Source organism: Prevotella sp. khp1 (assembly GCF_900102205.1).
Taxonomy (GTDB): domain Bacteria; phylum Bacteroidota; class Bacteroidia; order Bacteroidales; family Bacteroidaceae; genus Prevotella; species Prevotella ruminicola.
Genome location: NZ_FNJZ01000004.1, coordinates 179561 through 191875, shown reverse-complemented (window position 1 = coordinate 191875; position 12315 = coordinate 179561). Strand labels below are relative to the sequence as shown.

Below are 12315 nucleotides of genomic sequence, written 5' to 3'. Positions count from 1 at the left end.
CTACTTATCGTAAGCGTGTACAGGATAATCAGTAGTATAGTGCAAACCGCGACACTCCTTGCGCTCCAAAGCCCAACGTGTAATCAGATAGCCCACGTTAATCATGTTACGCAATTCGCAGATATCCTTCGAGGCCTTTACACGCTTAAACAGGCGCTCGGTCTCCTCGTAAAGCATATCCAGACGGTCCCAGGCACGATGCAAACGCAGGTCGCTACGCACAATACCTACGTAGTTCGACATAATCAGGTTTACCTCCTTCACGCTCTGGGTAATCAGCACCTTCTCCTCGTTGGTCAGTGTACCCTCGTCGTTCCACTCAGGCACCTTCTCGTTGAAGTCGTAGAAATCCACATGCTCCAGCGAGTGCTTTGCGGCCGTCTCGGCATAAACCACTGCCTCAATCAGCGAGTTGCTGGCCAAGCGGTTACCACCGTGCAAACCAGTGCACGAGCACTCACCAAGGGCATACAGCTGTTCTATGCTGGTTTGTCCGTTCAGGTCCACCTTGATACCACCGCACATATAGTGGGCGGCAGGACGAACGGGGATATAATCGGTAGTGATATCGATACCCATCGACAGGCACTTCTGGTAGATATTGGGGAAGTGCTTGCGTGTCTCGGCGGGATCCTTATGGGTCACATCCAGACATACGTGATCCAAGCCGTGAATCTTCATCTCCTTATCGATGGCACGCGCCACGATATCACGTGGTGCCAGCGACAGACGCTCGTCGTACTTCTCCATAAACGTCTCGCCATTAGGCAACTTCAGTATGCCACCATAACCACGCATAGCCTCGGTAATCAGGAAGGCGGGGTGCGTTTCGTTAGGGTTATGCAGCACGGTGGGGTGGAACTGTACAAACTCCATATCGGCCACCGTACCCTTGGCACGATACACCATAGCAATACCATCGCCTGTAGCAATCACGGGGTTCGATGTGGTCAGATACACAGCACCGCAACCACCGGTACACATCACGGTCATCTTAGCCAGATAGGTATCCACCTTCTGGGTATCAGGATTCAGCACGTAGGCACCATAGCAGTTAATGTATGGCGAACGACGTGTAATTCTGGCACCTAAGTGGTGCTGGGTGATAATCTCCACCGCAAAGTGGTTCTCCTTAATGTCGATATTGGGATTGTTGCGCACAGCCTCCATCAGTCCGCGCTGTATCTCGGCACCCGTATCATCCTTGTGGTGCAGAATACGGAACTCAGAGTGTCCGCCCTCGCGATGCAAATCAAATTTGCCATCGTGGTTCTTATCAAAGTTCACGCCCCAGTTTACCAGTTCTTTAATCTGTTCGGGCGCCATTCTTACTACTTGTTCTACGGCTTTGGGGTCGCTGATGTAGTCGCCCGCAATCATCGTGTCTTCTATGTGTTTCTCGAAGTTATCCAGTTCGAGATTGGTAACCGATGCCACGCCACCCTGAGCAAACGATGTGTTGGCCTCATCCAGCGAGGTCTTGCATATCATACACACCCTACCCTTGTTGGCGCGAGCCACCTTCAGTGCGTAGCTCATACCGGCCACGCCAGCTCCTATCACCAGGAAATCATATTTGTATACCATGTGCTGATGTTATATTTTGTCACAAATCTGCTGCAAAATTACTTAAAATTTCCAATATTCTTTGCATCTTATCAATTTTTTTGTAACTTTGCAGCAAATAGACACCAAACTCATTACAACAATGAAACAACTAGCGCTTATATTCATGCTGATGGTTCCGATGGTGGCACTGGCACAACAGACTACCGTAGGTGGAACCATTATCGACGAGAAATCGGGGCGCCCATTGCCCCAGGTGAGTGTTGCTGCTGGCCGCATCTCTGTGGTCACAAACGAGGATGGTGCCTTCCTTCTAAAACTGGGCGATAAGCCCGCAAACATCACGGTATCGCACTTAGGTTACAAAACCAAGAAGGTGGCATTACGCGCAGGCGAGACCGAGAACCTGAAGATAAAACTTCAACCCACCACCATACAACTGCGCGAGGTGGTGATACGTACTGGTAATCCACGCGACATTGTAGAGATCGCCATCAAGAAGATTCCCGAGAACTACAGTCGCCAGCCCGAGTTGCTCAAGGCGTTCTATCGCGAAACAGCCATGAAGCGCAAGCACTTCATCTATGTGGCCGAGGGCGTGGAGGACATGTACAAAACCAGCTACACACGCGGTGTAGGTCGCGACAGAGTGGCTATCATCAAAGGTCGCCGACTGCTCAGTCAGAAACAGGGCGACACCCTGGGCTTAAAGGTCATGGGCGGTCCGGTACTGCCTGTACAGCTCGATGTGGTAAAGAACACCGAGTTACTGCTCAACCAGGAGGACATGGATGCCTACAGCTACAGCTGGGGCACACCAGAGATGATCAACGACCGCCTGCAGATGGTGGTTCTGATAGAGCCTCTCTTCAGCAAGGAGTATGCGCTGTATCATGGCAAACTGTATATCGACAACGAGCGCCTGGCATTTACCCGCATCGAACTCAGTCTCGACATGAGCGATAAGGAGAAAGCCACCCGTACCATGCTGGTACGCAAGCCGTTCGGTGTGAAGTTCAAGCCACGCGAGCTGTCGTGTGTAGTCGATTATCGCTATACCGACGGTATTACACGCATCAGCTATCTGCGTAACACCTTTAAGTTCAACTGCGACTGGAAGAAACGTCTGTTCAGCACATCGTTTACCGCCACCTGCGAGATGGCTGTCACCGATAGTCAGTCGGAAGGTGTACAGCCCATCGTCAGTCGCAACTCGTTCGACTCGCACGATGCCTATTACGACAAGGTAGAATATTTTATGGATCCAGAATACTGGAACAACTACAACATTATAGAACCCTCAGAATCGCTGGATAAAGCGATACGCAAACTGGTATCAACTTACCAGCGCAATTGATTAGGTAGTAATTTAAAATGAAGCAGAATATAAGGAATTGGATTTTTTCACTCTTATTGGCAGGTACGGTAGGCAGTTTGCAGGCGCAAACGGTCGATACACTCGTAGTAGATACCTGCGCCACAGATACCATCGTTGAACTGCCCTGGCCACAGAACCTGCAGGCCCGGTTAGACACGCTTACCAGCGATAAGATGTTCGACTATACCCAACTGGGCCTGATGGTTTACGATATCACTGCCGACTCAACCCTTTACACTTATGGTGCCAAACAGATACTGCGCCCAGCCTCAACCATGAAGCTGCTCACAGCCATCACCGCACTCGATCAGTTAGGCATTAAGCACAAGTTCCGCACCTCACTGTATTACACTGGCGAGGTAGTGGATAGCGTGCTGGTAGGCGATCTGTATTGTGTGGGCGGTATGGATCCCTTGTTCGACACTACCGATATGCAGGCTTTCTCGGCCAGTGTCAAGGCATTAGGCATCCATACGCTGAAAGGCAAACTGGTAGATGTAAATACCTTTAAGGATCAGGACCTGCTTGGCGAAGGCTGGTGTTGGGATGATGATAACCCATCGCTCAGCTCACTGCTCATCAATGACAAGGACGATTTCATCAGTCAGTTCGCACAACAGCTCGATAAGGACAGCATCTTCCCCGATGGCCCTGCCGAAAATGCAGCCCTGCCAAAGGATGCCGTTCTGCTATGCCAGCGTAGCCACTCGTTAGAGGATGTGCTGGTACCGATGATGAAGGACAGCAACAACCTCTATGCCGAGTCGGTATTCTATCAGCTTGGTGCCGCTACAGGTGCACGCCCAGCCAAGTCGTCGCATGCCCGCAACGCCATCAAGCGCACCCTGCATAAGGCCGGCATCACAGGTTCGCATTATAAGATAGCCGATGGTAGCGGACTCTCGCTTTACAACTATGTAACCCCCGAGTTGCTCACCAAACTGCTGGTTTATGCCTATCGCCACCCCAGCATCTATCGCTACCTGTACGTATCGCTACCCGTAGCAGGCGAGGATGGCACTCTGAAGAAACGCATGAAGGATACCCCTGCACAAATCAGCGTGCGTGCCAAAACGGGTACCCTCACTGGTATATCATCGTTGGCAGGCTATGCTGTAGCCACCAACAACCATGTGTTGGCATTTGCCATCATCAATCAAGGCGTTATGAAGAACGATCAAGGACGTAACTTTCAGGATAAAGTATGCACAGCGATGTGCAAATGACATTAAACATGAAACATTAAAAATTAAAGATTAAACATTAAAAGATTAACGATTATCATGAAGAAAGAACAGATACTAGTTAGAATTACAGGTCAGGATCGCCCAGGCCTTACCGCCTCAGTAATGGGCATCCTCGCAAAATACGATGCACAGATTCTCGACATCGGCCAGGCCGATATCCACTCTACCCTGTCGCTGGGTATCCTCATCCGTATGGACGAGACCAACTCAGGTCAGGTAATGAAGGAGTTGCTTTTCAAGGCCACCGAGCTGGGTGTGCAGATAGGTTTCTCGCCTATTAGCGACAATGAGTATGAGGACTGGGTAGGTCATCAGGGTAAGAACCGTTACATTCTCACCGTGATGGGTCGCCAGTTAGAGGCACGCCAGATTGAGGCCGCAACCTCGGTGATTGCCGAGCAGGGGTTAAATATCGACTCTATCATCCGTCTTACCGGTCGTAAGAGCATCAAGAACCCCGCCAAGCACACCCGTGCCTGCATCGAGTTCTCGCTGCGTGGCGAGCCCAAGGACCGTCAGGAAATGCAGTCGAAACTGATGAAGCTGTCGAGCGAGATGGAGATCGACTTCTCGTTCCAGCTCGATGACATGTTCCGTCGCATGCGCCGTCTGATTTGTTTCGATATGGACTCTACACTGATTCAGACCGAGTGTATCGACGAGCTGGCCGAGCGCAATGGCGTTGGTGCACAGGTACGCGCCATCACCGAGAGTGCCATGCGTGGCGAGATCGACTTTAAGGAGAGTTTCACCCGTCGTGTCAGTCTGCTCAAGGGTCTCGACGTGAGCGTGATGCAGGAGATAGCCGAGAAACTACCTATCACCGAGGGTGTAGATCGTTTGATGACTACCCTGAAACGCTATGGATATAAAATTGCCATTCTCTCAGGAGGATTCACTTACTTTGGCGAATACCTGCAGCGCCGTTATGGTATTGATTATGTATATGCTAACGAACTGGAGATTGGCCCCGATGGCAAGCTCACAGGTCGTTATGTGGGCGAGATAGTAGATGGCCATCGCAAGGCCGAACTGCTGAAGTTGATTGCCCAGGTTGAGAAGGTGAACCTGGCACAGACCATTGCCGTGGGCGATGGTGCCAACGACCTGCCTATGATCTCAGAGGCCGGTCTGGGTATCGCTTTCCACGCCAAGCCCCGTGTGGTGGCCAATGCCGAACAGAGCATTAACACCATCGGTCTTGATGGCGTACTCTATTTCTTAGGATTCAAGGATTCGTATCTTGGCGACCAAGGTGTGATGTAAATGAACGCGGATTTTTCTACTACACTACTTAATTGGTACAAGGAATACGGTCGTGATTTGCCCTGGCGGCAAACTCACGATCCATACGCCATCTGGCTCTCCGAAATCATCCTACAGCAAACGCAGGTAAAGCAGGGCTGGGATTACTGGACCCGCTTTATGCATCGCTGGCCCACCGTAGAGGCGCTGGCGTCGGCTACCGAGGATGAGGTGCTACGCGAGTGGCAGGGTCTGGGCTACTACAGTCGTGCCCGCAACCTGCACTTTGCCGCTAAGCAGATTGTGGCCATGGGGCATTTCCCTGATACGTTAGAGGATATCAAGAAGCTGAAAGGCGTTGGCGATTACACTGCCGCGGCCATTGCCAGCTTTGCCTTCGGCATCCCTGCAGCAGTGGTAGATGGCAACGTTTATCGTGTGCTCGCCCGCCACTTCGGCATCGACACTCCCATCAACACCACCGAAGGCAAAAAGGTGTTTGCAGCGCTGGCCCAGGAGCTACTCCCAACTGTCAATTGTCAATTATCAACTGTCAATTCTGAATATAATCAGGCCATCATGGACTTCGGTGCCATCCAGTGTACCCCCGCATCGCCCAACTGCATGTTTTGTCCGCTCGTAGAGTCGTGTGTTGCCTTCCGTTCAGGTACGGTTGCCGAACTCCCTGTAAAACTCAAAACGCTCAAAGTTACCGAGCGTCATCTGGCCTATGTCTATATCAGTTGCAATGGTCAAACCGCCATCCATCGCCGTGGTCCCGGCGACATCTGGCAAGGGTTGTGGGAACCCTGGCTGGTAGAATCACCAACCCAAATCCCTCATGATACTGTGATACTGCGTAAGAATGTGAAGCACGTGCTGACCCATCGGGTGCTCTATGCCGACTTCTATCTTTTAGAAGTAGATGAGCGCCCGAAGCTACCAGCTGATTATATATGGATAAAAGAATCGGAGCTCGACGATTACGCCAAGCCCCGACTTATTGAGAAACTGCTCAGCAGCCTTTTGCCTTCAGATAATTAGCAAATATCCTTGCTGCACTCTCCACCTTCGCAGCACAAGGACGCGACTTGTAATATTCCGCAGTACGCTCCGAAGCCACATAATTGTTGTGTGCTTTCTCGTAGCCTTTCAGTCCGAGAATCTCCGCACAGATGATACTGCCATTCTCCTCCTTCGATTTGTCCAGCAAATCCTGCACCACCTTGTAGCAGGCGCTCTTGCCCTCGCGGTCGCTACCTTCAGTCTGTCCACAGTCCAGACCTACCAGCATCACAATCCCCGATACGGCACCGCACATCATACGCAGGCGTCCCACGCCACCGCCAAATCCTGCGGCTATCTTCTTAGCCAGGGTATCGTCAAGCCCATACAGGTCGGCAAATGCCGCCACCACACTTTGGCAACAGCCATACCCCTGCATAAAATTATCTACTGCACGATTTACTCTCTCGTCTAATTCTTTATCTGTCATCATTAATATATTGCTTTAAAATTCTTTGTATCCATCAGGTGCTTGTCGGTCATCTTGATGTATTAAAAGTTTTACCACCCTGATGGCAGCACGATGTTCTCCACTTCGTGAGCCTTAGCAAACAGGGGCGATATATCCTCGTTGGTAAAACCTGCGATACCGCACCCCACACGAGTTACCAGGAACGTAAGGTCAGGTCGCGTTTTAGCAAACTCTATGAACTCATCCACATAGGGTTTGATGGCATCTACACCGCCATGCATGGTGGGGATGCCATAGCTCTGTCCTTGTAGACCTACGCCCTGGCCCCAGATGGCACCAAACTTACGATAAGCCAACAAGGCGGCCCCGCCACCATGCGCCCCAGCCAGGTTACTACCAAACACAAACACCTCGTTCTCACCAAGCTCCGTTATCCGCTCCGGCGTCACTCTTTTCTGTTCCATATACTTGTATTTAGAAAGTCATCGCTGCAAAGATACAACTTTTTCTGAAATAGAATATTTTTTTTGTAAAAAAAGTGCATTCCACAAGGCTTGTGGAAAAGAAAAACGCCATCACTCCACTCAGCAGGGAGTAATGGCGTGTATTGTAGAATAATGAAATTCGATTAATATTTCTTCAGTAAATCTTCTATAGCTTCCTTTAATGGTTGCAAGTCATCATTAATTACGGATACGATTATCTCTTCGTCGATGTTAGCATATTCGTGAGATATTATATTACGCAGGCCATAAATGGCGTTCCATGGGATAGAAGGGAAAGAATCCAGTGGTTTATCTTCGCTTTTTAGGAGTTTACCCACATGTTCGCCAATAACCTGGAATCTCATTACGCATGCATTGAATGCCATAACTCCCGTTGATGACTCCATGAAGTCATTTACATTTGTACGACCATTGCTCCATTCTTGGATAAGATTGATGGAGTCCAAGATGTCTTCGAGTCTATCGTGTATCGTTAAGAGATTATCAGACATAAATTACATCTTTTTGGATGTTGGACTTGAATAGGGGACGTAGTGAATCGCGGAATCTTACAAGATCAACCTCGCAATTAAATAGTTGCTTCAGGGCTTCTTTGAGCTCATACATTAACTGCAAAGAGGGCTTCTGAACTTCGACCACAATGTCAATGTCACTATCCTCGGTATTCTCTTTTCTGGCTACAGAACCAAAAATACCGAGTTTTGTTATGCCAAATTTCTGTGCGAATGCACTCTTGAAACCAGCTAACTTGTTAATGCAGTCTTGAAGTTCCAACATCTTAATACAACTTTATTCGTCTGCAAAGATACAACTTTTTCTGGAATATAAACAAAAAAGACAAAAAAAAATCGCAACAGGTTTTTGGCCTATTGCGATTCGTTACGTTGGGGTTAGATTCTCTACGAACCTACACAGCTGGTGGCGCCGAGGGCGGTTACGATGGCTGTAGCGATGGATGCAATCATCTGGACGATGAACTTCAGTGTTTCTTTCTTTGTCATAATGGTTTAGGTTATATGGTTAATACTTTGTGTTTCATGGTAAAAATGGTGGGGCTTGTGCCCCAACCATTAGTCGCCAATGGGCTCGTGGCCACCGCCGCCGGTATTGCCGCCACCGCCAGTGTTTCCACCGCCGCCGGTATTGCCACCCTGAGTGCCGCCACCGGTATTACCTGGCTTATCATCCTCGATAAGCTGGCCAGCAAACGCCTCGGCATTTACAAACTCGGCCTTCTTGATGAACTCACGGCTTGAGATGTTGGTCTCGGCCTCCTGATCGGGCAGGAATCGGATGTGGAGGGCCTTCAGGTTCTTCTGAGGTGAGAAGTCCTCCTTCTTCAGAGCACCACCCTTCTCGTTCTCCAAGGTGGTAAAGAAGATGCCCAGACCGTCGATCTTGACGCGCTTGGAGTTCAGGAGCATCTCCAACAGACAACTACGGAACTTCTCCAGCACTCCGAACACCACGTCGGGAGTGTAGATACTGCCGTGCTCGGCGATGTGGTTGGCCATCTTACGAGTGTTCAGCGTCTCGACGGTCTTGCTGTGGGCAAACCACTTACCGAAAATCTTCGAATTCTTGATGTTGTTTTGCTTCAACAGATAAAAGATCTTTGCCATAATGTGTAAAAGGTTTTAAATGGGTTAATTATTAAGTTTGACGATGCAAAGGTACTACTATAGAATGTAATCTACAAACTTTTTAGGCCTCCACTTAGTTAAACAGTGTTAACAAAAATCAGCTACCACTTCATCGTTCACAATCCGTAACTTCGTGATTTACGATCTAACGGATATCGATGAGATAAGTGCCACCTCGTTCCAGGCACGCAGTATCACAGTAACATAACCGATTTTGCCTATTCTGTAGAAAAACTGGCTATATTGAATATTATATATATTAAATATATATAATATTTATAATACTATAATTATATATATTACTACCTATCGCCGCCTAACCTACTCGCAGTATCGTAATGTTACTGTGATACTGCGTGGAAACAGATACATCAGAACAAAAATTGCGCATAAATCTTGTATATCTAAGAATTTTGCAATACCTTTGCAATATGGAATATTACATATGCCCATTCAGGATAGCAAGCAGCGAGAAATGGTACGCCCAGCCCGATGGGTTTCAACCACAGGAAGTCCTGGCGACAGTGACGCGAGATGACTTCCTACGACAAAACAAAAAATTACTATTCACTGACAAAAGCGGCAACCACATCTATTCGCACAAATACATATACCAACCCAAGGATGGCATAGCCGTACTTAAACTAGCAAATAGGTACGTAGATAGTGATGATGAAGAATTCTGGAGAAAGCGACCTTGGGAAGACCGGTTCTTTACAGTTATCGTCATAGTCAGTAGAAAGGATGGTACTTGTTTCTATGTTGAGGATAACGAGCGTGCATTTGATAGGGTTGAAGACGTGGTGAAGATACTGTGCAGAGGGCTTAACCATAGTCTGTCGAGTCATCAATTATTTATAGGTTCTGATTACAACTTCATCAAGCAAACCGATAACTTTGCCCTGATGTCGGCTTGTGCTATTATCAACCAGCAACTTGAAGACTCACTCAACCTTCAGTTTGGTACATGCGACGCGATGAAACATGAGTATGACGAGAATGCCCTATTAGCAGCACAACTGTTTACCAGCGCCTTAACCGACCAACGTAAAGCCAGCATGGTGATATCGTTGCTCTACGAACTTACCAAAGGCAGGAAAGACAGGAAAGCGCTGATGTGCGGACTACGAGCGGCTATGGATGCAGGGGTGATTATAAGACCAAGCTACAACGATTTTATAACGGTGTTTAACTGTGGCCATCTGGTATCAAAAGAGCAGTATAGCACTTATACCAACCCGAATTATAACGGATACAAGAAATACGAACTCTACAAAAACGCCTACATCAGATTCAAACAAATAAAGGAGTCAGCCATCTAAATACTCCAAAACGCTTAACTTTTCTGAACTTATCACAACTATTCTGGTCAAATCGGCACTCGGCCGAAATAATCAGTTTTTTTATTTGCGCATATCAGCCGGATGCTATATTTTTGCGGCCGCTGAGCACAACAATAATTAAAAACCTGAGACAGGCATGGGCCCATTCTGTTTCTTAAACTTTAACAACAATGAAGCAGAACAACAATGAAGTGCAGTACATTTGGCACGACGGGGCTACTATCCCCGAAGACCTGCTGATTAGCATGGCTAAAACAGCAGGATGTTACGAATCGGCTAAGCCTTATCTATTTTCGTTGATGGCGCATGGCCTTAACCATGGTATCCGCAACTATATATATAAGGTAAACGAGATACGTGATTATTACCACGTGGTACCTATCCCCATAGCCAAGGAGATGGGACAGGCCACTACCTGCAACCAAACCCATCACGCCGATGTGGCAAGAAAGCTATACAAAGCCATGAACCAGGAAGGTCGGGAACTGGTAGTAACCAACAGTCTGAAGCTACTGCTAACCAATCACCGCAACCTATTCTGCTCGAAAACCGATTGGGCGGGTATCTACCTGGTAATCAAGGACAGGCTGAATGGACGAATAAGCAAAACCCGATTTACACGACTGATGATGAACCTTACCCGCGACTGGTGGCCCAAGGAACTGCAGATAGGCGCACGAACACTGAGCAACTTTGGTAGATGTGTGACCTACAAAGACCGACTGGAAGCTTACTACGACATGGAAGAGAACCCATGGAGCGAGCTTTGTGATACCTATTGGAATATACTGATGCAACAGATTCTGACGCATAACTGACGCTGTTTATCGCCCATCGACGCAAATAACGACGCGATTCTGACGCACTGACGCATCAGCCCCACCACCTATTTATTTCATCATATCTTTGCATCGTCAAAAAGAAATTAAAGCAAACAAGTATGAGAAAAATTGAAGAAAAAATCACGGTTACAACCAAGCCCAACGGCTATGCGTTGACAGTAAACGAGAAGGAGTATTTATACTTTAACACGTTAGATCTGGTAAAGGGTGTTTGCATTCACGTGGGATTGGGACGAAAGAGTCCGACCACCAAGTATGGACGCGATGCGATACTGAAGGCTATGGGCGATGGAAGTCTGGAGCGCAAGCTACAGAAAGAGGTAAACGAACTGAAATCACAAGTGTTTAATTTAAAGAACGCGCTGCATGAAAGCAAAGAAGAACAAAAGGGGAATAACGGTCAAGAAGGGCTGTATCTCATGTAAGTGGAAGATGTACGATGGTGAGGGCAACCGCATCTGTACCCTGTTCAGAAACAACGAGAAAGGTTACTGCAACAAATGGCGCATGACCCAAGCCCTAAGGAATGCCGGTACACCATATGGCGACATCCACACCAAGCCCTATCTGCGCTATGCCATGGAGATAGCACAGGACGAGCAAAGGTGGATAGCCCAAGGTTACAACATCACCCCCACCCCGATCGAAGAGATGCAAAATAACTATTTAAAAGAACATAAAACTTATAACATCGATTTTTAACTAACTTATGAAAAAGAAACTTATCAACATTCAGGACATCACCGTAGTTATGAACCGTGCATCGAGAGGCCTTACCATTGAGGGCGTTATGTTTATCGACAAGCACACACACCATCTGACGTTCAAGCCTTACAACCTGGCCAAGTATCAACCCGGCTACTACCAACGAACCAAACCCAAACTGATTAAGAAACTGCCATGGGGAGCACTTAAACAGAGTATTCGCAACAACATTCTACGACTGAGTGTGCCACAGGTGTTGGGAACAGCGCAAACCATAGCCATCTTTAACGACCATGTAGCCCAGGCCAACGATGCGCTGATTGACATGGAGCTGAAAGAGTTTTGCTAGACATTGACCATTGA

Annotated in this window: 16 protein-coding genes; 9 read left to right on the top strand and 7 right to left on the bottom strand. The window is 48.0% G+C overall.

From position 1 onward, the window contains the following. The gene (gene nadB / locus BLR73_RS11880; protein ID WP_013063265.1) at nucleotides 1–1587 is read right to left on the bottom strand and encodes an L-aspartate oxidase; all 1587 of its coding nucleotides are present in this window, start codon (nucleotides 1585–1587) and stop codon (nucleotides 1–3) included. 121 nt (nucleotides 1588–1708) lie between these two features. Between nadB and BLR73_RS11875 the strand changes: the two genes are divergently transcribed. The 4 genes from BLR73_RS11875 to mutY are packed head-to-tail and all read left to right on the top strand — an operon-like array spanning nucleotide 1709 to nucleotide 6480. Further along, nucleotides 1709–2923 carry a carboxypeptidase-like regulatory domain-containing protein gene (locus BLR73_RS11875; RefSeq protein ID WP_091862265.1) on the top strand — a complete coding sequence of 405 codons (1215 nt, stop codon included), beginning with the start codon at nucleotides 1709–1711 and terminating at the stop codon, nucleotides 2921–2923. Between the two features lie 17 nt (nucleotides 2924–2940). Beyond that, nucleotides 2941–4170, top strand: a complete 1230-nt coding sequence (gene dacB / locus BLR73_RS11870; protein WP_091862262.1) for a D-alanyl-D-alanine carboxypeptidase/D-alanyl-D-alanine endopeptidase — start codon at nucleotides 2941–2943, stop codon at nucleotides 4168–4170. A gap of 57 nt (nucleotides 4171–4227) precedes the next feature. Continuing rightward, on the top strand, nucleotides 4228–5457 hold the full coding sequence (serB, locus tag BLR73_RS11865) for a phosphoserine phosphatase SerB (RefSeq protein WP_033149564.1): 1230 nt from the start codon (nucleotides 4228–4230) through the stop codon (nucleotides 5455–5457). After that, nucleotides 5458–6480, top strand: coding sequence for an A/G-specific adenine glycosylase (gene mutY / locus BLR73_RS11860; RefSeq protein ID WP_091862259.1), 1023 nt, complete (start codon nucleotides 5458–5460; stop codon nucleotides 6478–6480). Here mutY and BLR73_RS11855 read toward each other — a convergent pair. From BLR73_RS11855 to BLR73_RS11835, 6 genes are all read right to left on the bottom strand, one after another. Beyond that, nucleotides 6452–6931: a C-GCAxxG-C-C family protein gene (locus tag BLR73_RS11855; protein WP_091862256.1), complete on the bottom strand. Its 480-nt coding sequence runs from the start codon at nucleotides 6929–6931 to the stop codon at nucleotides 6452–6454. The genes mutY and BLR73_RS11855 overlap by 29 nt on opposite strands. A gap of 71 nt (nucleotides 6932–7002) precedes the next feature. After that, the gene (locus BLR73_RS11850) at nucleotides 7003–7377 is read right to left on the bottom strand and encodes an A1S_2505 family phage non-structural protein (protein WP_091862253.1); all 375 of its coding nucleotides are present in this window, start codon (nucleotides 7375–7377) and stop codon (nucleotides 7003–7005) included. 164 nt (nucleotides 7378–7541) lie between these two features. Then, on the bottom strand, nucleotides 7542–7910 hold the full coding sequence (locus tag BLR73_RS11845) for a HepT-like ribonuclease domain-containing protein (RefSeq protein ID WP_091862250.1): 369 nt from the start codon (nucleotides 7908–7910) through the stop codon (nucleotides 7542–7544). After that, the gene (locus BLR73_RS11840) at nucleotides 7903–8196 is read right to left on the bottom strand and encodes a nucleotidyltransferase family protein (protein WP_091862247.1); all 294 of its coding nucleotides are present in this window, start codon (nucleotides 8194–8196) and stop codon (nucleotides 7903–7905) included. Before BLR73_RS11840 ends, BLR73_RS11845 begins: the two co-directional genes overlap by 8 nt. 122 nt (nucleotides 8197–8318) lie before the next feature. Beyond that, on the bottom strand, nucleotides 8319–8420 hold the full coding sequence (locus tag BLR73_RS14400) for a smalltalk protein (protein ID WP_013064575.1): 102 nt from the start codon (nucleotides 8418–8420) through the stop codon (nucleotides 8319–8321). A 69-nt stretch (nucleotides 8421–8489) separates the two neighbouring features. Further along, on the bottom strand, nucleotides 8490–9041 hold the full coding sequence (locus tag BLR73_RS11835; RefSeq protein WP_013063062.1) for an HU family DNA-binding protein: 552 nt from the start codon (nucleotides 9039–9041) through the stop codon (nucleotides 8490–8492). Nucleotides 9042–9493: 452 nt separating this feature from the next. Here BLR73_RS11835 and BLR73_RS11830 point away from each other — a divergent pair, with 452 nt between their 5' ends. From BLR73_RS11830 to BLR73_RS11810, 5 genes are all read left to right on the top strand, one after another. Then, on the top strand, nucleotides 9494–10384 hold the full coding sequence (locus tag BLR73_RS11830) for a hypothetical protein (RefSeq protein ID WP_091862244.1): 891 nt from the start codon (nucleotides 9494–9496) through the stop codon (nucleotides 10382–10384). A 191-nt stretch (nucleotides 10385–10575) separates the two neighbouring features. Beyond that, on the top strand, nucleotides 10576–11223 hold the full coding sequence (locus tag BLR73_RS11825) for a hypothetical protein (protein WP_091862242.1): 648 nt from the start codon (nucleotides 10576–10578) through the stop codon (nucleotides 11221–11223). Between the two features lie 122 nt (nucleotides 11224–11345). Next, on the top strand, nucleotides 11346–11672 hold the full coding sequence (locus BLR73_RS11820) for a hypothetical protein (RefSeq protein WP_013064224.1): 327 nt from the start codon (nucleotides 11346–11348) through the stop codon (nucleotides 11670–11672). Further along, entirely contained in the window at nucleotides 11614–11949 is a 336-nt protein-coding gene (locus BLR73_RS11815; protein ID WP_143010949.1) for a hypothetical protein, read from the top strand. Before BLR73_RS11820 ends, BLR73_RS11815 begins: the two co-directional genes overlap by 59 nt. Nucleotides 11950–11956: 7 nt before the next feature. Further along, nucleotides 11957–12301, top strand: coding sequence for a hypothetical protein (locus BLR73_RS11810; protein WP_091862236.1), 345 nt, complete (start codon nucleotides 11957–11959; stop codon nucleotides 12299–12301). Nucleotides 12302–12315: the final 14 nt, after the last annotated feature.

Bases quoted from the DNA above. Each gene is read 5' to 3' on its own strand.
- BLR73_RS11875 (WP_091862265.1), top strand. From the start codon at position 1,709: ATGAAACAACTAGCGCTTATATTCATGCTGATGGTTCCGATGGTGGCA.
- BLR73_RS11850 (WP_091862253.1), bottom strand. From the start codon at position 7,377: ATGGAACAGAAAAGAGTGACGCCGGAGCGGATAACGGAGCTTGGTGAG.
- BLR73_RS11830 (WP_091862244.1), top strand. From the start codon at position 9,494: ATGGAATATTACATATGCCCATTCAGGATAGCAAGCAGCGAGAAATGG.
- BLR73_RS11840 (WP_091862247.1), bottom strand. From the start codon at position 8,196: ATGTTGGAACTTCAAGACTGCATTAACAAGTTAGCTGGTTTCAAGAGT.
- BLR73_RS11855 (WP_091862256.1), bottom strand. From the start codon at position 6,931: ATGACAGATAAAGAATTAGACGAGAGAGTAAATCGTGCAGTAGATAAT.
- dacB (WP_091862262.1), top strand. From the start codon at position 2,941: ATGAAGCAGAATATAAGGAATTGGATTTTTTCACTCTTATTGGCAGGT.
- BLR73_RS11835 (WP_013063062.1), bottom strand. From the start codon at position 9,041: ATGGCAAAGATCTTTTATCTGTTGAAGCAAAACAACATCAAGAATTCG.
- serB (WP_033149564.1), top strand. From the start codon at position 4,228: ATGAAGAAAGAACAGATACTAGTTAGAATTACAGGTCAGGATCGCCCA.
- BLR73_RS11820 (WP_013064224.1), top strand. From the start codon at position 11,346: ATGAGAAAAATTGAAGAAAAAATCACGGTTACAACCAAGCCCAACGGC.
- BLR73_RS14400 (WP_013064575.1), bottom strand. From the start codon at position 8,420: ATGACAAAGAAAGAAACACTGAAGTTCATCGTCCAGATGATTGCATCC.
- BLR73_RS11825 (WP_091862242.1), top strand. From the start codon at position 10,576: ATGAAGCAGAACAACAATGAAGTGCAGTACATTTGGCACGACGGGGCT.
- nadB (WP_013063265.1), bottom strand. From the start codon at position 1,587: ATGGTATACAAATATGATTTCCTGGTGATAGGAGCTGGCGTGGCCGGT.
- BLR73_RS11810 (WP_091862236.1), top strand. From the start codon at position 11,957: ATGAAAAAGAAACTTATCAACATTCAGGACATCACCGTAGTTATGAAC.
- BLR73_RS11845 (WP_091862250.1), bottom strand. From the start codon at position 7,910: ATGTCTGATAATCTCTTAACGATACACGATAGACTCGAAGACATCTTG.
- BLR73_RS11815 (WP_143010949.1), top strand. From the start codon at position 11,614: ATGAAAGCAAAGAAGAACAAAAGGGGAATAACGGTCAAGAAGGGCTGT.
- mutY (WP_091862259.1), top strand. From the start codon at position 5,458: ATGAACGCGGATTTTTCTACTACACTACTTAATTGGTACAAGGAATAC.